Genomic DNA, 18,608 nt, shown 5'->3' on the forward strand with positions numbered 1-18,608 from the left:
TGGTGACAAGCTAATGGAAAGGAAAAATGGGGGACTGTACCATCTGTTTAAATCCTTACAACAGATAAATTTACGGTTCTTATGATGGTTCAGGGTAAGCAACAACGGATTTACAAAACAGCGATTCCCACAATTAGTTGGGAAACCTTTTTCTTTTTTCGAGGACGAGAGACAAAATAAAAAAAAGAAGATTGAGATCAATCTTCTTTAAAAAAGGAATAGATGACAGAATACTACTCAGCTCGTAATCAATTATAATGAAGTATACAAAGATATTCAATTTGTTTTGAATTTTCTCAATATGAATTGTCTCATTACCAAATTATAATATAAGTAATTCTTTTTATTATTATATGTTTGTTCTTTCCTGTTGCAGCATCCTTGTTATAGGGATGCTCTTTTTTGTATAACAAATCCAAAATAAAAAAGATAAGACCGTAGAGGCTCTTATCTTTTTCATAAGGAGAAAAAGTCAAAGACTTTCTTAAGATTTATAATATTATATTTCTTCCTTAACTTCTATATAAAACCCATATTTACCATCTGTTTCTATATTGAGAAACAAATAAATTATAAAATATGTTATAAATTATTTGAAAATCCAATGCTGTAACAGGAGCTAGGAAAAATAAGATTAAGTGTTCTTTATTTTATATACTTGCCAACCAGTATGAAGAATTAAAATAGGGGGACACTATGGAATACGAAACGATAATTTAGGGGGACACAAAATGGATCATAACACAAAAGTAAAACTTGGAGATTACGTTCAATTCTTATATCGTAAAAATTCTAATTTACAATTAACAGGATTTGTAGTCAATATTCTGCAAAACACAATTGTTGTAGATATTACAGAAATGGTGGATATTGAAGTAGATGATGTTAGGCAAGTTGTAAAGCATGGTTATTATAATAAAGTGGTTCCTACGCAGATTAAAAATAATGCTTCATAAAAAGTTCTCCTAAAGTTATTTAGGAGAACTTTTTATGATAGAACTAATTTTCACTATACTTTCATGTCTCGGTAACAAGACATGAAAGTATAAACTACAACTTCTCTCTTTGGGTTAAATTTTACAATTGATAAATATAATAATCGTAAACATTTTGATTTTTCACATTTTAAGAAAGTGATTCTACACACCGGAAAATTGTTAGTATCTACTGCAGATAAATAAAAACCTACTTACTTATTACGGATTCTGTTACACTAATTAAATTGGAACTAGATTAACTATTTAGTTTGAAGAATCTTAGAAAGTAGGTATTTTGAAATGACAAAGAAAGTTGGACATGCACTAGAGTTAACAGGTGGAATAATGGGGATGGTTTTGGGAGGAATATTTGCTATCATGGGCCTTTTTTCTGGATATGGACCTGCATTATTTACAGGTATAATACTTCTAGCTCAAATAGGAACGATGGCTCTGATATTAAATAAATCTAAAATAAATAATAAGGTATTTGGAACATCTATAGTTTTTCTTGGGACAATTTCGCTTTTAATAACATCACTTATTATTGTAGCAGCAGGTTTTGTATTAATATCTATTTTATTAGTTCCGATAGCACTACAAATTATTTCTGGTATCTTAACATACAAAATAGAACATAAAATGCAGGAAGCATAAAAATTAAAACAGGTCAAAAAGTGAGCATTGGAATATAAACTTTTTGACCTGTTTTAATTATGATAAAATTTTCTATTCATGATTTATTTTATAGTTTCTTGTACGAATGGTGTGAATTTTAATGTCGCTATTCATTTAGTACCCACATTTCTGTCTCACTATGTGGGCAAGAATATGGGTATTTCTAAAAAAAACAAAGTTAATACTTTTTATTAAAAAAATTATTAATAACTCTACCTACAGATATAGGGCATTAAAAAAATCATCTTTCAGATAGAGGTTTTAAAATAATAGAGATGATACAATCCTCCAGTAAGTAAATAAACAATGAATTTATGGAGGTTTTTAAATTGAATACTCAAACTTGGATGATGATTGGTGCATTTTTAGCAATTGTATTATTAACACAAATCGGAAGGAAGGAATTCACAATTAGGAGAGCTACACTACCATTTATTCTTTGTGGTATTACTGTTTATTTATTCGTTGAGGAGATACCTACTTCTGGTTCAAATATAACTGCACTTATAATAATGACAGTGGTCGGCATGATTATGGGGGGATTAATGCTTTTTACAGTAAAAGTAGAATATGGTTCTGACAATAAAGCATACGTAACTGCGGGAATTCCTTATTTATGCTTGTGGGTTGTTGGACTTGGATGGCGTGTCGTATTAGCTTATATAGCGGAAGACTGGTATCCACAACAATTTATAGATTTCATGGTATCAAATCACTTAGATTTTAATGTTATAGCTCCTGCTTTCGTATTGTTTACGATTGCTATGGTAGTTATTCGTACTCTTGGAATAGTGATAAAAATACAAAGATATAGAACAAATCTAAAAGCAAATTAAAAAGTGAGTTAAGGGATACAACTAAAACTTCCTTTGTATAATGAAGTAGGAAAAATAAACACAATATAATAACTACTTCATTATTCTTTTGTTTCATATTTTAAATGATCTGCATTAAAGAAATCTTACTCAAATATGAACTATTATAATTAGAAGTTGTAAATTTACAGTCTATATATCAAAAAACGGATATCCATCTATAACCAGGGAATATTGAAACTAAAAATAAGGTTGCGAGGGAATAAGTACATGGAAAAAGCATTTTTAAAAATTATTGATAGTCATGCAGGAAATGCGATTGGAAGCATCTTAATATGCGTGTTTTTTTATAAAGGTTTTGCACCTTATGGTACGTTTGCAATATGGGTCTGTAGTGTTTTTGTTTCAATTTATCTATGGATGTTGTATTCTCCAAAATCTTGGTGGAATGCAGGGAGGTACGCTTTATTTGCGAGCATATTAATAAGCCTCTCATGTGTATTATATTTTTCTCATCCGAGTTTTCCAAATTATGCGTTATGGCCTCTCATAGGTTTTCTTGCTGCAGCAGAACCAAAGTGGACACGAGTAACGAAAATTTTAGCTGCTATAACAGGTATAGTTATTATTCTACTTTTACATGCGAATACGTTTCCTTATCAAGAAACATTAATTATTATCGGCCTCTATGTCTCAATCCGAAGTACATCTAAGCTAAAAGAAGCATATCAAAAAAATCAAAAACAACTAAAAGAATTAGATGAAGCACATGCTGAACTGCAGGAAACAACGGTACTTTCTATGCAATATGCAGCTTTTGCAGAAAGAACAAAATTAGCAAGAGAGATTCATGATGGGCTTGGACACCAAATGACCTCACTTATTATTCAATTACAGGCTCTTAAGATTATGTTAAGGAAAAATCCTGCTGCTGCTCAGGATCATGTTGAAGAACTTTTAAAGGTGGCACGAAAAGGAATGGAAGAAATCCGCGTAGCTGTTAAGGAATGGACAAGTGATGAAAAAGATCTCGGGCTTACTTCATTAAAAGGTTTGATTTCACAGGTTCAAGCGAATTCTTTATTACAAATTGAGTTCATTCAAGCTGGAAGTATAACAGAATGGTCGATGGAGGAAAGTACCATTCTGTATCGTATTCTACAAGAGTCTTTAACAAATGTCCTGCGACATTCTTATGCAGATTCTGTTATTGTAAACGTAACAGAAATAAATGGAGTAGTAAAACTCACAATTGATGATAATGGTATATATACAGGGGATAAGCCATTAAAATATGGCTTTGGGCTCAATGGTATGATAAAACGCTGTCAATCTGTTGGAGGCAATTGTTCCTTTTCTTTAAATGAACCAAAAGGCCTCCGGGTTGAAGCTATTATTCCAATTCAGAAAAATGGAGGAGAAGTATGACGGAAAAGATTCGTATTGTGCTAGCAGATGATGAGCCATTTGTTCGAAAAGGCCTCTGTTATATTATTGAAATGCAAGACGATATGGAGATAGTTGGGGAATGTAAAGACGGTAAGGAAGCAATTAAAATAGCTTTAGAAACTGTACCGGATATGGTAATTATGGACATTCAAATGCCTGACATATCAGGCATTATGGCTACTAAAAACATAATGAGTATATTACCGAACACAAAAGTAGTCTTATTGACCACTTTTGATGTACAACAATATGTCCTAGATGGTATTCGAGCTGGAGCGGTGGGGTATATATTAAAAGATACTGAAACGGAGGAAATGCTAGATAGTATACGTGCTATGAATCGAGGGGCAATGATTTATAACAGTACAACAGCAAATCAGGCTTTTACACATTTTATAAAGCAAGAGAATGATTATAATTTAGCTGATGAAGAACTTGAATATAAGGAAGCTTTAACTAAGCGCGAGATTGATGTTTTACAATTATTAGCTTACGGAAAACAAAACCATGAAATAGCTAAAATCCTTTTTGTATCTGATGGAACAGTGAAAACTCATATCCACAATATTCTTCAAAAATTAGATGTAACAGATCGAACACAAGCAGCTGTAATGGCAATTCGAAAAAAAATTGTAAAATGATATCTACTGTATGTGATGAAAATAAAATTTTAAACTAACACAGTGTACTTCTAATTGAAATTGAATAAATCATACTAAAAAAGAAAGAGAGTATAACATGGATAATACAACTGGTCTTATTATTTTAATTCTTATAATTCTTCTTCAACTAAAAGAAAGAGAATTGAAAGTTCAACGAATGTGGATTGCACCCGTATTAATCGCATACCTTACTGAATTAAAAAAAGTTGAAGAATTATATTTGAGAGAAACTAAGCTTTCGGACTATTCGCCATTAAACGAGATGAAAAGTATAACACGGTTGGATTTAATAGGAAATAATATAGAGGATATTCGGCCAATATGTACATTAACTTCTTTAAAATCGTTATTTTTATCAAGTAATAATATTAGTAATATAACTGGTATTAACCAATTAACTAATTTAGAAGAATTGTCGCTAGGATATAATACAATCCACAGTATTCAACCAATTAGCGAATTAAAGAATTTAAAAGAGTTAGATTTAAAATATAATGAGATAAATGATATTAGTCCTTTATCTAAATTGGAACAATTAAACACTCTTCAATATTAAGTATGTTACCGAATTTAAGTAATGTAAATTTAGATGCAAATGCTATTTCAGATATTCGACCATTAAAAAATATAAAGCGAGCAAATATCCAAAGGCAAAAAATCTTTTTGAATGAAGGAAATATAAATGAGGCTCAAAAAGTACAAATATTTGATCCAGCGGGGAATCTACCTAAGAGCATTAAATTGAAAGAAGAAGATGGAACAGTTACAAACGGGGTCATAAAATGGAAGACCGCAGGGGAAAAAGAATTTACATTTGAAACCAGCTTTGATGCAGGTGGCTATTATCCAATATTATTTAATGGAACAGTGATGCAAAATGTTGTAGTTAAGAAAGAAACTCCAGCAACCTCTTTTTCAGATGTACCTAATTGGGCCAAAGAATCCGTGGATTATTTAGTTAATAAGCATATTATAAATGGTTATCCAGATGGAAGATTTGCACCATATGATCAATTAACACGTGCACAGGCTGCCAAAATTATTGCAAAAACTGTAGATTTACCTGTAGATTCATCTGCTAAACCAACATTTTATGATTCACAAGATCACTGGGCTGCACCTTACATCGCTGCAGTTGAGAAAAAAGGGATTATTATAGGAGATGGAACAGGAAAATACAATCCAGAAGCAGCTATTACGAGAGCCGAAATGGCGACTATTTTAGTAAGAACATATAATCTTAATACCAAGGTGAATTCCAATAATAGCAAACTTATATTTTCAGACTTAAAAGGCCATTGGGGTGAGGACTATGTAAATATTCTCATTAATAAAGGGATTTCTATTGGTACAGGATCTGGATGGGAACCTGATAGATTCGTAACGCGTGCAGAAGCAGCTCAATTTGTTGCAAAAACAGATAAAATGAAATAGTAATATATGTATAAATTAAAAATACTGGCACATTGTTTTACCACCAGGTACATATCGTTCAGAAATGTGGGGGAAGAGTACTTATACGGTGACAAACATTAAATCCAAAAACTTCAAAATGTCTTCATGATTCTTTAATTAACTAGAATAAATAACCCACTCAATTCCAATTAAGTGGGTTATTTATTCTAGTCTTAATTTTCAAGATATTTTTTAAGTTCGTAAGCATTATATAAATTATTATCTATACAAGATTGTACTGTTATTTTCAACCCTAGGATTAGATGTTCTATTTCTTCATCCATCAAAAAATTACAATTCTTCTGGTACAAATGTTTTACAATCTGTTTCTTTACTATCTGATGCTTGTTTACCTGTATGACTAATTACATAAATAGCATCTGCATTGCACTTGTTTCCGGAATTCCAATATTTACAGTTATTTACCTCACAAAGAACATCTCTAGCCATTACACTACACCTCCTTTATTAATTATTATTTACAGCGTTAACCCAATTAATACTTTTTGTGTATGATAACCACTTGTACATGATTTGAAACTAAATGACGTTTTTTGTTTGACAGCATTGAAAATGTCTATGGAAGAAATACCGTAATTATATAGTTCCTTCTTGTTATAATCCATTTTTTGTAATACTATATTTATGAATGATAATGATTATCAATATCAGGAGGGGTTTTATGAAAGTATTAATTTCTGGTGGTGGTATTGCGGGACTAACTTTAGCAAATTGTCTTTTATCTAATGGTTTTTCTCCAACTATTATTGAAAAGGCTCACTCGTTTCGGTCGATTGGGTCCGTAATTAGTTTAAGAGGAGATGCGATATTTGTTCTTGATAAATTAGGATTATTAGAACAGGTTAAAAAAAACGGAGTCATAGTAGAAATGAGACAATTTGTTGATAAAGGGGGACAAGAACTGCGCAAAATCGATTTTAGAAAATTTCATATCCAACAGGGTGGTTCAATAAGTATTCACCGTTTTATATTGCATGAGATTCTTTATGAATCCATAAGAAATTCTATTGATGTGAATTTTAATACAACAATTCATTCCTTCCATCAAAATAGCGATCAGGTTGAGGTCACCTTCCATGATGGAAGGAAGGAGTCCTTTGATTTAGTCATTGGGGCAGACGGTATTCATTCAGTTACACGTAATTTATTAATGAAAGAACAATATATGAAACAGCTGGATATAGGTTTTTCTGTGTTTACTATACCAAGGCCTACTCTTATCCCTGAGAAATTGAAGCAAAATCAAACTTTAGAGACACTGTTACCAGGATGTTATATTCATTGCGGGATGGATGATACTTATATCTGGGGAATGTTTATATATAAGAATAAACATCGAGAACAGTTCCATAATAAAAATAATAAAGAATTCTTATTAGAGTTATGCAAAGACATTGAGTGGGGGATACGTGACGTTATTGAAAGTATAAATAACGAAAATCTTATTTTTCAAGATCAAATGACACTTGTCCAGTTACCACAATGGAGTGATGGACGTATAGTATTATTAGGCGATGCGGCTCATGCTATGACCTTTATGTCAGGAACTGGTGGTGGGAAATCTATGCTGGGGGCTTACAAATTGACTCAAGAGTTAATACATTGCCCTTCTCACAAAGAAGCCTTCTATAACTATGAATCTTACTTAAAATATGAAATTGAAAAAATACAAAAAAAATCTATCAAAGCGGCGAATTTTTCTTCATCTGACAGTCATATAATGAGATATTTCAAAGTTGCAATGTTAAAGTATTTTCCAACCGTACTTATGAATAGCATATTAAAAAAATTATTTATTGTAAAACCACAAAATTACTATAATTTATGACAGATCAAACAAATTACCGAATTATAGTTTAGTAACGTTTAGAGCACTTAATCAATACTATTTTTAATAGTGAGATATTTTACGTTCATTTTTCTGCTGTTTGAATGTAAGTAGTTATGGGTGTTCCTATAGGAAATGTTTCTGTGATATCTTTTGTTGTATATGTTCCATCTACCAATTGAGCTTTAGCTGCGATGAAATCAGTTTGATAGGTACATCCTGTTGAACATATTAAAAGAATTCCAGTAATAATACTTGCACAAGCTGTTTTTACCATTAACAAAATCCTTCTATAACTGTTCATATTGTCAACCCATTTAGGATAACAAATTGTATATAAGAAGTTTGTTGGTTTATACGAGTCGTAAATCAATAAAAATACAAATATTTTGGCAGTTTGTGTTTCAAACAAAAGAAAAGACACCCTAAGGTGCTTTCTGCGATTTGAACCATTAACAATATGGTACTGGATGCCAATCCGATTATTGTTTTACCACATTAAGTAACTTCAGTTATTGATAAATAAAGAAAAGCGATATTTTAATCGGAAATGGCAGGTGATTAGCCAAATCACCTGCCATTTTGCCCGAGAAGTAAAACTCCGTTTTGAAAGAGTATAGCTGACTCGTAGATAGTATGTGTAATGTGGAAAAGAATATTCGTAAAGTGGAATCAAAAAGAACCTGTTGTTTATAACAAACAGGTTCTGATCAGAGCCATAGACTCAATTACAGGAACTACAAATCTACTGGGGGGTAGTGTAATTCCTGATTAATATTAAGGTATGTTAATAAAATCTAAATATGATTAATCAAATGAAAACTAAACAAAATTCTTATTATACGAGTAAAAATAAAAGAACCCGTTTGTTATAAACGGATTCTTCCCTTAAGGTGTGCAAGGAATACAAGGTAACTGGCCTAGGGAAACCTGTAGAATTCCTTGTGATTGTAATGTATGCAAAGGAATCAATAAGGTGAATGAATTTCAAACAAAAGCATTTATTCGCAACAAACGAAAAAGAGCACACATATAAGTATGCTCTTTGACAAGAAAGGTAGATTTCTATGAGTGGATGCCTCCATATAATAATATATGCTTGTCCAGTTAAAAGGTGTAAAGTTTTAATAAAATCTTTATTTTGTACCTGTGAAAAAAGGAGCGCTTTATTCTGGTGCCTCCAATCACTAATGAATACCCGTTTTCATTAAAATATATGTGAATTTTAATTAGTAATGATTATAAAAAATTATAGAAAAGAATGCATAAGAAAAAGTGCCTTCGAACAGCGCTCTTTCCCGGAGTGAATAGTCGAATAAACTAATAAAGGAAGGTGCATCAAAAATACTCTTTATAAGTTATTCATCTTCACATAAAAGGTTACAAATTTAAAAGGACAGCTAACGAAAGTTAACTGTCCAACCCTTAAAGAAAGGGAGGAATTAATAGGTATATAAAAATTCCTCCACCTATATTGTTAACAAAATATTCAGTTTTTTCAGGAGGAAAATAAAAAGCTAGGATTTCTCCTAGCCTAAAAGGTATTCGCACACAGTCGAACAGCTTTTATTATAGTATTATTCAAAGTTTATGTACAGTAGTAAGTTAAGGAAGAATCTATATTTACTAATAAGTAAAAGAGCACATATAAAAACGTGCTCTCAATAAGGTAGGTAAAGGTCTCATAAAACAGAAAAATCCAAAAGTTGTAATCAGATTTTCATGAGTAAATTTTTAATATTGTATGTTTTGCTAAGATTCATGGAGCTGTCATTAGAAAAATAAAAAGCGCCTTGGGAGAAAGACGCTCGAAATTGAATGTACTGTAACGACTATTCCTTTTAGTATATGTAATTTATTAAAGGAATGGGACAGTGAAAACAAAATTGTTATTTGAAAGTAAATAAAAAATGAGCACACATATAAGTGTGCTCCTAGACTAAAAGGTTTGAACGTATGAACTGTGGAGTGCCATACACAATAATATATGCTTGGCTAATTAAAAGGTGAAAAGATTTATATAAAAATGCTATTTTGTACTTAGTAAATGATAAAGCAGCTAGCTCAATGAACTAACTGCTTTATCGTCCAACAGTGACGATACCCACAATACACTGTAACGTAATGTTACAACTATAGTATGAGTAGAATCGAAAATATTATGCAAAAAAAGAAAACAAAATAGAAACTTCATTTTTTTATAAATAAAAAGGCAGAGCAACTTTTTCAAAAATAAAATATGAATGATTTCTGAAAAAGTTATAGGATATAAGTCCATTTTTATAACGAAAATGACGAACTCACTTTATAAGAAAGGACTGACTACAATGTATGAATAATTTTTCAAATAGTTTCTTTTAAGTCTATAAATGTTACTGATTTTTAGACTTTGTTTTAGGGTCTTTCGCTGGAGGCACATAATATTCATCGGTTATAAATTGATAAATTAATATGCCCATAACCGTAGCATAGAATAAAGTACATAGGAAGATGAAGGTGGATTTAAATATCTTCTTCATATACACACCACCATAATAAAGATTAATATTTAAATTTTTATATAATGTGTAAAAAAAGCAGCTAGCAAAAGCTAACTGCTCGGCCCCTATATTAGAAAATGATGCTAAGTGTAAGGTTGATTCGTGACAAATGGAGCCTATGTCTTATTATTAACGAAACACTACATTTTATTCAAGGAGGATCGGATATGAAATACTTTGAGTTAATAAGCATGGATATTATGTGTTAATTGCAGTGCATAGAGATGCGGATAAAGCGATTGAAGTATATGTAGAATATGTTGCAGGTGATGGTGTAGAACCGGTTAAAGAAGAAGGACTCCCTTCAGAAATAACTAGAGAACAAGCTCTTGAGATATTTATAAACACACTAAATGCGATATGTTCAACTGCGAAAAAACATAAATGAGAAGAAGAATTTAATGAGTATAAAGATGCTCCGATTATAATTGGCGTTTCATTAATGTAAAAGAACAGCTAGCAAAAGCTAACTGCTCTCCGGCAAAGCATTAAGAAGGAAGTTCAGAACTCAAGTGTATTTATAGTATGTACATAGTTTGAAGATTTATTCAGAAAAAATTATAAAGAGCAACCGAGAAGGTTGCTCTACAGATAGGTTGATTTCATTATTAATTATTTAATATACAATTAAATAATTAATAATGATCTTATTTTAGACTTTCTTTTCTAATTAGTTTAGAGTTTCATGTCTTTGTACATTAAGATAGGAGGGGAGATTAACTCACACACTCTCAACTGTTCGTTAAATTCCGATTTAACGAACTCTTAGATGATTCTCATAGAATATAGTAAAGGAAAAGGGAGATATAGCTACAAGAACAGATAATGGAGCTATTCTTCAATTAATAACAAATGATTAAGGAGAAATAGTAATAGAAGAAACTTGTCAAATAGGGGCAAGTTTACAGTTGGATAACGATATCAAAAGTCTGTTTTTCTTTGTTTCGTCTCAAAATAAAAGAATACTCTTCATTTTGAAATATCCAATTATTTTTTATGTAGATGTTAATACAGCAGCGTCTGATAAATTACAAATAGCAACAAATATGCCATTTGCAACAGAAAACAAATAATTAACTAACTAATTTAATAAATGATACAATACAAAATTCCAAGACCATCTCAATAAAACGTCATAACTTAACTTTTTGAGATGATATTTTTTAAAAAAATAGAACTACCTATAATAAAGGTTATGTAAACTAACTAAAAGTAGGTTAACTTTATTGCTCTTACATCCTCGTTTTTTGTCTGGCGACACAAACTTGGGGACTTTTTTATTCTTGTGGGTATAATACGCGATATGTTTAATAATATTTAAAGATTCAGCACTATCCTTTAAATTAAATTTAATATGTTTTTTGTTATATAGATTGGTGATTTTCTCTCATATATTAAGCGGTTAGTTTAAGATAGATTTCTAAAATTCAATTTAACATTAAGGGAGATCGAAGCAATAAATAGTAAAATAATAAAACACACACTTTTAAAGGTGTGTGTTTTATTATTAGGAGTAATATTCATCGGGATCAATGTTTTCAATCGTTTTAGTGATTCTAGTAGTTTCAGGTTCACAGTAGTGTTCATCAGTATCATTATTCTCTACTGTAAATGTACGAATAGTTGTATCAGGCCCTAAGAGATATTCATCTGCATCTAGGTTTTCCACAGTTTCTGTTGTCATAGTTGTATCAGGGACCAAGTATATTTCGTCTGGATCTCCGTTCTCGATGGTTTCGGTAAGACTAGTTTTGTCAGGTCCTAAATTAATTTTTTTGACGTTTTTTTCTTTGTTTATAAACGAAATTTGAGTAATGTCATCATAAACTAAGTTAGTAATAGGTTGTAATGTTTGCTCTTCAACATATTTAGCGATATAAGGTCTATACATTATTTATTATCCCCTTTCAAAAGAATAATTTGTACTTCATTATTTTTGTTACTTTCTAATTTTATAATATCAGTATCTTTAGAACTATAAGTATTAATTAGATTTAAGATACGTTGATAATTATCATTCATTTTAGATTTATTATAGACAATAATAACTTTAGTAACATTATTTTTTAACAATGTATTTTCTATTTTTGCAAATACGTCTTTGTTAATATATAAAAATTGTTTTGGATCACTAGATGTATCAAGAGTTAACATTTCGGAATGATTATCTTTACTTTTTTCTACAACACTATTTTTCACTGTAGATTTTTTAGTGTATTCAACTATATTAAAAGTCACTAAAAATAATAAACTGATACTAATTATAGTAAGCATATACTTTTCGATGTTTTTAATAATAGTAACCTGAACTGTACTTTCTTCATCTGAAACTAACCAATCATAGTACAATGCTAGGGTTAATGCCTTAGCAGGTGCCGATGAATTTCGAATAGATCTAAATGTTACTCTTGGTGCATTTTTAATTTTAATAAAACTACTTATAAAAAGTAAAAGGTTAAAAGAGGAATAGAGTAAAATAATTGTAAAAATAACTGTGTAATAATCTTTTAAATCATATAGTTTATTAAAAAAAGATGCATATAAGGGCAAGATAAGTGCAACTATAGCAATATATGCCAGGTATTTATTAAAAGCTTTGTTTTTGCGAGCCTCTATTTGTGATAGTTTATACTGAAGAGCATCTTTATGAATAACACAATCTTCATCTGAAAGAGTGTTTACATAAATTTCATAATTATTATATTTTGTGTCTATGGCATTTAAATCAGGTAAATTTTGAACCTCCTTTAACTTTAAAATTTTAAAATAATTGAATGTTCGAGTATTATTATCTTTTATCGTGGTTAAAAAGTGAAAAATCCATTGACCAGTATTGAAACTAATAAGAGAAAACCTTAGCTTTGTAATAGTTTCAGTAATTTCTCCAAATGTAGTATCATCTGTGAATCTCAATAAGGGGCTATAGGATAATAATTTAATTGAAAAATATTTAAGCTTTGAAATTAAGTGATTCATTAGATAGGTTCCCCTAACAGATAATTTATAATTGTATTCGATATATCGAATTCCAATATATCCTCTAGCCAAAGCCATTGACCATTGGCATTTAATTCAAGAAAGATATAGTCTCCATTTCGTATAATAAAATCGAAAGCTGCAAAGTTTATTTCTAACTTTCCCATCATTTCTAAACACATTTTTGCGATTTTATCTGGTATATCGATCGGTTTGTATTCTAATAAGGCATCATTTTTTCGCCAGTCAACTTGATTAGTTGATTTAATATTTGCCCCAAATAATTTATTTCCAACTATAGTTAATCTTATTTCTGTATCTTTTGGTATATAATCTTGAAAATATGCTGGTGACAATTCCAAACCTTGAATATTTTCATTTGCTTCTACTAAGTTTGTTTGAATGATGCCGATTTTATTTTTTTCAATTATCCTTCCAGCGGATATGGGTTTAACAATAGATGTATTATTTTCCTTACAAAAGGTGGTTGCTGCTTGATTTGAATTTGTAATTAAGGATTGAGGTAGTGTAAATCCAATTTCTTCTGCTAATTTCATTTGAACTATTTTATTATCTGCTTTACGTAATACTGAAGGTCTAGTCAAAGCGAAATTACCAGCTGTTTCTGCGATTCCATCTACAATACTCATCATTTCACGCTGCATTAGAGTCCAATACTTGCTTTCGTAGCTATCTAAATTAGGTAAAGTTATTTTTCTGTAATACAATGAATGAACTTCTTTAATATTTATAATTAGGTTGCTTTTTCTATTTCTAATCGAGGTGCCGCTATTTGTAATATTTATATCATAGTCAAAAAATCTATCTGTATTTAATCTGAAAAATTGGGCTGTATGATTATATTTATTTATGATGTAGTCCGCTGTAAGATCTAAAGTATTTGTAATAATAAGTATAGTTTTCATAGTTTTCTCCTAAGGGTTCAATTCAAAATTAAGTTTTTGATTCATTAAAAATTTGGAAATATATTCACATTTATTATAACATGTTTTATTTCCATAGATAGATTAGACTGTTTTAACGTTAGAAATTTTTATGAATTGAATCTAAATCATACGATAATTGTACTGCGGAATTTTATGGAAACTTCTTTAATCCTTTTATAATTGATTTTTTATGAACACAAAAATAGTATAAATATCCCGAATGAATTTGTTTTAAAGTATTTTAATTTTTAATTATTAAAAGTCAATCAGGATACCGTACGCGATTATCGTTTGTATAGAGGGTGTTTGACAAATGAGGAAACTCCTTTTTAAGGTACGAGACTATTTATAAAGTGACAATGGTCTAAAAATAAGAAAGTCAAAAGATTACTAAAGGTCTATCATTCATGTATATAGTAACTATATAATAAAATAAGAGCACTCCCATTAGGGAATGCTCTTATTTTTCATATAAGTGAATCCGATTTTATGAATTGAATATGGCATGTTATACCCCTACAACATTACATTTCAATACCTATATATTATACTAAATTCCCCTTAATAGAAGTAGTATTTATTTGAAAATTTTTTGATAAAACAACTCAAATAAATCATTAGCATTATATGCGAAGATAACTAATATAGCTGCCAAAAGTGCTGAAATTACCATTCGCGGAGCAACTTGAATCAACCTATCCCAAAACTTTTTCATATCCCCTACTTCTTGATTTTTCAATTTTAAATATCCCTCTTTTCTAAATTGTAATATGATTCACTTTCCTTCTGTTTTACATAATCAACGATTGCCCATACCCCTTTTCCCTGACTACGTGCCTCGCTCTCTGCCTTTTTAAATTCATCATATAATGCAGTATTTGGCTCTTTTACATATCTAATTATGGCTAAGCCTTCTCTTAACAATTCAGTCTGTATACACTTTCCATCTACGAATATATATGCTAATTCCCTATTAAATTTATCTTTTGGATCACCTTTGTCATATACAAGGATAATTTCTTTTCCCTTCAACTTAATTTTAAGAAACTCCCTCGCTTTATCTGCTAAAGGCATTGATGGAGATATAACTTTTCCATTTTTAACTTTTTGTACCTCTGGGGTATCAATTAATAAAGCCCTTACCTTATTCTTTATAACTTCTCCATTTTGTTTTGTAGATACCAGTATCGTATCTCCATCAAACTCTTGAATAAATTTACCTTTTACTTGTTTGAATCCATTTAACTTCTCATTATATTCTATTTCATCATTCCGGATTCCTTGGTGGCTATTTTCGTTTTTGCTAGCAGGAGCGTCTTTAACTTCACAACCTGCAATTATTCCTATTAAGAGAATGAAGAAGGAAATGATATATTTAACTCTAGTAAACACTTTATCCCTCCCTAATAATATTGAAATATTTATTACCAAATTGCTTTATAAAAAGATACTTTCATTATTAATTTTACTATGTATTTTGTATAACATTAAATCACTTATTGAATTGAATATTTTACTGATAATAAATAAATCCATACAAACTATTCGAATTTTAATTTTGAATATCAATACTTATCCCCTATAAAAGAAAAAAATCCATTCTAATAAGTCTTTTATCAAGATCTTAATCAAAATGGATTTTTAACTTTATAGAGACTGGTTTTTAACTATACATCTCTTCCAGTTTCACTAAGTTTTTTTTATGATTTGATAATCCAATAGTAAAACTATTTGGATTCATAACGATATCCCCTTTGTTACCTTTTAATGTAACAATAACTTTAGACTTTATTAGCCCTCTTTTCACTTTAATTCCCTCTACATCTTCAATATCAATTATTATCTTATTGCCATTTAACTTACCAGTTAGCGGATTCAATTCAAGCATCATAATCCTCTTATTAGTAAAACAAATCACTTGATGTTGATTTTCTAAAAATGTACCAGGACCAAATTTAATATATTCTGATGTTGCTGCCATTTTCATAGTGTAAAAATAATAAAAATACGATTCATCTTCATATGCTACCTCATTAAATAGTTCATCTAATACATTATTGTTTAACATTTTTATTCCCCCGATATACTAATAATCGCTTACCTTTATCCTTTTTCTTCCTATTCCTCATTTAATTTTACCATAAATTAGAATTAAGTTAGAATTTAGATAGGTTTAACAATAAATCTAAAAGATTCCCACATTTTTATTTCAATAACTAATATAACCATTGGGGTGAAGATAAATGATAAGTTATAAAAATTGGAGTGAGGTCCCCTTAGAACTTGCAAGCAAAACTAAACTCAACAAAGAAGGTTTAAAACCCATAGAAGCTCCTGTAGCTAGGGTATTCCAGAGAGTAAACAATAGGTATATAGAGCTATATGAACGCTCAAAATCAGAAAAAAAACGGCAATTATCTGATAAGCAAAAACTTGCATTATCAAATGGTAGAAAACTAAGTTTAGAGCAACGAACTTGTAAACAGTGTGGTCATATCGTTCAAAGTAAAGCTAAACTACGTCTAAGTCTCTGCCCTAGCTGTTACGAACACCAAGTAGTTATGAATCAATTAAAGGAAACAAAATTAGAAATCAAAACATTTATCAACAAAATGTTTATAAACAAAGATCAGTTTGTTATTTTAGATACCGAAACAACTGGACTTACTCTAATAGATCAAATTATCGAAATAAGTGTAATTGATTTAGCAGGAAAAATCCTATTAAACTCTTTAGTTAAGCCAACTATAATAATTCCAGCTGAAGCAACATCCATTCATGGTATTACAAATGAAATGGTACACGATGCACCATCGTGGATAGAAATATATAAAGAATTATGTGAAGTTACTGCAGGAAAAACTCTACTTATTTATAACGCTGAATTTGATTTAGGTATGATAGAAAGTACTTGTATTACTAACAATGTAGAATTTAAGAGCTTTAAATCCACATGTATTATGAAAATGTACGCAATTTTTATAGATTCAAAAAGATGGATTTCATTAAATGATGCAACGAAATTAACGGTTAAACATCGAGCTGCAGCTGACTGTTTTACTGTCCTGGAATTATTACAACAACTCAAAAATAATCAAATAGATTAAAATACTGTAAATAGTACTAAATTAGTGTTGATTTGAAATAAAGTTTAATCAAAAAAGCTCCACAAACCTATATTATATGCTAAATAAGAAGACTCCATTTTGAAAAAAGCTTAATTAAAATGGAGTCTTTTCTATTCAAATAAACATTCTTCTTTATAAAAATGTTTGATTAAAATTCACTTAGAATTCCTTAATTAAAAGGTGAAAACAGCGTAGCTCGAAATTTTAGTAAAAGTTTGGTAAGCGCAATACATTAACAAAAATATTCTTGATATAAAAGTGAATATGATAGATTATAAATATATATTATTGAAATAATTTAATGAGAGGGTTTGATTGTTATATTAATGAAAATTAATAGAGAAGCATTTGATGAATTTAATCAAGTGTGTAATGATTACTTTGAAAAAGACGCAAATAAACATTTTGATATAAACACTAAAATTATGTCGGCTAGAGCAGTTATAAATTATGCTCTGCAAGATATAAACAATAAAAATGATGATATTAATGTGTATGAATTAATATCAGTTTCAGACAAAATATTAACATCAATAGAATACTTGTTAAAATCATTAACAGTCTATGACAAAAAGAATGACAAAGACGAGTTTTATGGTGTTAAAAGTGAAAATAGAGATAAATATGATTATTTTAAAGCGATTAGATCATATATAATTGCTCATCCTCTAAATACAACATATCAAGAATATGAAAGATTTGGATTTAATAAAAATGTAGTATTTGAGGATATTCAAAAGACAAATGAACTTCATAAAACTTTAATGAAAGAAATGATAGAAAATATTGAAACGGCTGATTATGTTATGACGTTTACAAAAATTAATCATGATTTTAAAAGTAGTGATATTGAGAATATTGATAACTTGGGCGAAACGTTTAAAAAAGGACTTAATATAGAAGAAGACATATTAAGTCTAATTAGATATGCTATTGAAAACATGATGGTCATAACAGAGCATTTAAAAGTTATGATTTCTCAAAATGAGACTACAATAAATGCTGTTGAATAAATCGAGAATGGTGGTTTATAATATGAAAAATATACAGGAGTTCCTAAAAAAACCAATTATTAAATATCCATTAGCCCTAATTTCAGCTATAGCTATAATAAAAACAGGCTATGATTTAG

General features: G+C 29.7%; 19 protein-coding genes and 2 pseudogenes. 13 read left to right on the forward strand and 8 right to left on the reverse strand.

The genetic code is table 11. The features are described 5' to 3' along the window. Window positions 1-51 precede the first annotated feature (51 nt). The 8 genes and pseudogenes from NST14_RS28275 to NST14_RS28310 all read left to right on the forward strand — a co-directional run. Window positions 52-180: pseudogene (locus NST14_RS28275) on the forward strand (RNA chaperone Hfq); the annotation flags it as partial. 551 nt (window positions 181-731) lie between these two features. Beyond that, window positions 732-956 (forward strand): DUF2187 family protein, encoded by a 225-nt coding sequence (locus NST14_RS28280; RefSeq protein ID WP_000349979.1) that lies wholly within the window; start codon window positions 732-734, stop codon window positions 954-956. A gap of 321 nt (window positions 957-1,277) precedes the next feature. Further along, complete coding sequence (locus NST14_RS28285; RefSeq protein WP_000163293.1) at window positions 1,278-1,634, forward strand: hypothetical protein; 357 nt, start codon at window positions 1,278-1,280, stop codon at window positions 1,632-1,634. Between the two features lie 350 nt (window positions 1,635-1,984). Then, window positions 1,985-2,491 carry a hypothetical protein gene (locus NST14_RS28290; protein ID WP_001097209.1) on the forward strand — a complete coding sequence of 169 codons (507 nt, stop codon included), beginning with the start codon at window positions 1,985-1,987 and terminating at the stop codon, window positions 2,489-2,491. A 249-nt stretch (window positions 2,492-2,740) separates the two neighbouring features. Beyond that, window positions 2,741-3,898 carry a sensor histidine kinase gene (locus tag NST14_RS28295; RefSeq protein ID WP_000409395.1) on the forward strand — a complete coding sequence of 386 codons (1,158 nt, stop codon included), beginning with the start codon at window positions 2,741-2,743 and terminating at the stop codon, window positions 3,896-3,898. Continuing rightward, a complete protein-coding gene (locus NST14_RS28300; RefSeq protein ID WP_000136653.1) occupies window positions 3,895-4,560 on the forward strand; it encodes a response regulator in 666 nt (221 codons plus the stop codon). Before NST14_RS28295 ends, NST14_RS28300 begins: the two co-directional genes overlap by 4 nt. Before the next feature lie 97 nt (window positions 4,561-4,657). Next, window positions 4,658-5,137 carry a leucine-rich repeat domain-containing protein gene (locus tag NST14_RS28305; RefSeq protein ID WP_002198378.1) on the forward strand — a complete coding sequence of 160 codons (480 nt, stop codon included), beginning with the start codon at window positions 4,658-4,660 and terminating at the stop codon, window positions 5,135-5,137. A 2-nt stretch (window positions 5,138-5,139) separates the two neighbouring features. Continuing rightward, window positions 5,140-6,015 (forward strand): S-layer homology domain-containing protein, encoded by an 876-nt coding sequence (locus NST14_RS28310; RefSeq protein ID WP_000937291.1) that lies wholly within the window; start codon window positions 5,140-5,142, stop codon window positions 6,013-6,015. Between the two features lie 312 nt (window positions 6,016-6,327). Here the strand turns inward: NST14_RS28310 and NST14_RS28315 are convergent, their stop codons facing one another. After that, window positions 6,328-6,486 carry a DUF1540 domain-containing protein gene (locus NST14_RS28315; protein WP_000090307.1) on the reverse strand — a complete coding sequence of 53 codons (159 nt, stop codon included), beginning with the start codon at window positions 6,484-6,486 and terminating at the stop codon, window positions 6,328-6,330. Between the two features lie 232 nt (window positions 6,487-6,718). Here NST14_RS28315 and NST14_RS28320 point away from each other — a divergent pair, with 232 nt between their 5' ends. Beyond that, entirely contained in the window at window positions 6,719-7,885 is a 1,167-nt protein-coding gene (locus tag NST14_RS28320) for an FAD-dependent monooxygenase (RefSeq protein ID WP_000866095.1), read from the forward strand. 68 nt (window positions 7,886-7,953) lie between these two features. Here NST14_RS28320 and NST14_RS28325 read toward each other — a convergent pair. Continuing rightward, window positions 7,954-8,162, reverse strand: a pseudogene (locus NST14_RS28325) (hypothetical protein); the annotation flags it as partial. Between the two features lie 2,465 nt (window positions 8,163-10,627). Here NST14_RS28325 and NST14_RS28330 point away from each other — a divergent pair. Further along, a complete protein-coding gene (locus NST14_RS28330) occupies window positions 10,628-10,813 on the forward strand; it encodes a hypothetical protein (protein ID WP_002198374.1) in 186 nt (61 codons plus the stop codon). A 520-nt stretch (window positions 10,814-11,333) separates the two neighbouring features. Continuing rightward, the gene (locus NST14_RS28335) at window positions 11,334-11,498 is read left to right on the forward strand and encodes a hypothetical protein (RefSeq protein WP_000368107.1); all 165 of its coding nucleotides are present in this window, start codon (window positions 11,334-11,336) and stop codon (window positions 11,496-11,498) included. A gap of 434 nt (window positions 11,499-11,932) precedes the next feature. On the opposite strand, the gene NST14_RS28340 is transcribed toward NST14_RS28335, so the two are convergent. The 6 genes from NST14_RS28340 to NST14_RS28365 form a co-directional block, all read right to left on the reverse strand. Continuing rightward, window positions 11,933-12,316 carry a hypothetical protein gene (locus NST14_RS28340; protein ID WP_341119442.1) on the reverse strand — a complete coding sequence of 128 codons (384 nt, stop codon included), beginning with the start codon at window positions 12,314-12,316 and terminating at the stop codon, window positions 11,933-11,935. Further along, complete coding sequence (locus tag NST14_RS28345) at window positions 12,316-13,401, reverse strand: hypothetical protein (RefSeq protein ID WP_341119443.1); 1,086 nt, start codon at window positions 13,399-13,401, stop codon at window positions 12,316-12,318. The genes NST14_RS28340 and NST14_RS28345 overlap by 1 nt, the downstream gene beginning before the upstream one ends. Further along, window positions 13,401-14,327, reverse strand: coding sequence for a hypothetical protein (locus NST14_RS28350; protein ID WP_341119444.1), 927 nt, complete (start codon window positions 14,325-14,327; stop codon window positions 13,401-13,403). Before NST14_RS28350 ends, NST14_RS28345 begins: the two co-directional genes overlap by 1 nt. Window positions 14,328-14,925: 598 nt before the next feature. Then, window positions 14,926-15,087, reverse strand: coding sequence for a hypothetical protein (locus NST14_RS28355; RefSeq protein WP_341119445.1), 162 nt, complete (start codon window positions 15,085-15,087; stop codon window positions 14,926-14,928). Between the two features lie 2 nt (window positions 15,088-15,089). Then, entirely contained in the window at window positions 15,090-15,740 is a 651-nt protein-coding gene (locus NST14_RS28360) for a thermonuclease family protein (RefSeq protein ID WP_341119447.1), read from the reverse strand. A 271-nt stretch (window positions 15,741-16,011) separates the two neighbouring features. Beyond that, window positions 16,012-16,416, reverse strand: coding sequence for a PH domain-containing protein (locus tag NST14_RS28365; RefSeq protein WP_341119448.1), 405 nt, complete (start codon window positions 16,414-16,416; stop codon window positions 16,012-16,014). A gap of 175 nt (window positions 16,417-16,591) precedes the next feature. On the opposite strand from NST14_RS28365, the gene NST14_RS28370 reads away from it, so the two are divergent. Together NST14_RS28370 and NST14_RS28375 are read left to right on the forward strand one after the other, a co-directional pair. Next, window positions 16,592-17,455 (forward strand): 3'-5' exonuclease, encoded by an 864-nt coding sequence (locus NST14_RS28370; protein WP_341119450.1) that lies wholly within the window; start codon window positions 16,592-16,594, stop codon window positions 17,453-17,455. A gap of 332 nt (window positions 17,456-17,787) precedes the next feature. Continuing rightward, a complete protein-coding gene (locus NST14_RS28375) occupies window positions 17,788-18,489 on the forward strand; it encodes a hypothetical protein (RefSeq protein WP_341119451.1) in 702 nt (233 codons plus the stop codon). Window positions 18,490-18,608 lie beyond the last annotated feature (119 nt).

Origin of the sequence: Bacillus sp. FSL W8-0519 (genome assembly GCF_038005585.1) — a bacterium.
GTDB lineage: Bacteria > Bacillota > Bacilli > Bacillales > Bacillaceae_G > Bacillus_A > Bacillus_A paranthracis.

Excerpts from the sequence above, each read along its gene's own strand:
- NST14_RS28345 (WP_341119443.1), bottom strand. The coding sequence starts at position 13,401 with ATGAATCACTTAATTTCAAAGCTTAAATATTTTTCAATTAAATTATTA.
- NST14_RS28340 (WP_341119442.1), bottom strand. The coding sequence starts at position 12,316 with ATGTATAGACCTTATATCGCTAAATATGTTGAAGAGCAAACATTACAA.
- NST14_RS28350 (WP_341119444.1), bottom strand. The coding sequence starts at position 14,327 with ATGAAAACTATACTTATTATTACAAATACTTTAGATCTTACAGCGGAC.
- NST14_RS28310 (WP_000937291.1), top strand. The coding sequence starts at position 5,140 with ATGTTACCGAATTTAAGTAATGTAAATTTAGATGCAAATGCTATTTCA.
- NST14_RS28300 (WP_000136653.1), top strand. The coding sequence starts at position 3,895 with ATGACGGAAAAGATTCGTATTGTGCTAGCAGATGATGAGCCATTTGTT.
- NST14_RS28280 (WP_000349979.1), top strand. The coding sequence starts at position 732 with ATGGATCATAACACAAAAGTAAAACTTGGAGATTACGTTCAATTCTTA.
- NST14_RS28295 (WP_000409395.1), top strand. The coding sequence starts at position 2,741 with ATGGAAAAAGCATTTTTAAAAATTATTGATAGTCATGCAGGAAATGCG.
- NST14_RS28365 (WP_341119448.1), bottom strand. The coding sequence starts at position 16,416 with ATGTTAAACAATAATGTATTAGATGAACTATTTAATGAGGTAGCATAT.
- NST14_RS28370 (WP_341119450.1), top strand. The coding sequence starts at position 16,592 with ATGATAAGTTATAAAAATTGGAGTGAGGTCCCCTTAGAACTTGCAAGC.
- NST14_RS28285 (WP_000163293.1), top strand. The coding sequence starts at position 1,278 with ATGACAAAGAAAGTTGGACATGCACTAGAGTTAACAGGTGGAATAATG.
- NST14_RS28320 (WP_000866095.1), top strand. The coding sequence starts at position 6,719 with ATGAAAGTATTAATTTCTGGTGGTGGTATTGCGGGACTAACTTTAGCA.
- NST14_RS28315 (WP_000090307.1), bottom strand. The coding sequence starts at position 6,486 with ATGGCTAGAGATGTTCTTTGTGAGGTAAATAACTGTAAATATTGGAAT.
- NST14_RS28305 (WP_002198378.1), top strand. The coding sequence starts at position 4,658 with ATGGATAATACAACTGGTCTTATTATTTTAATTCTTATAATTCTTCTT.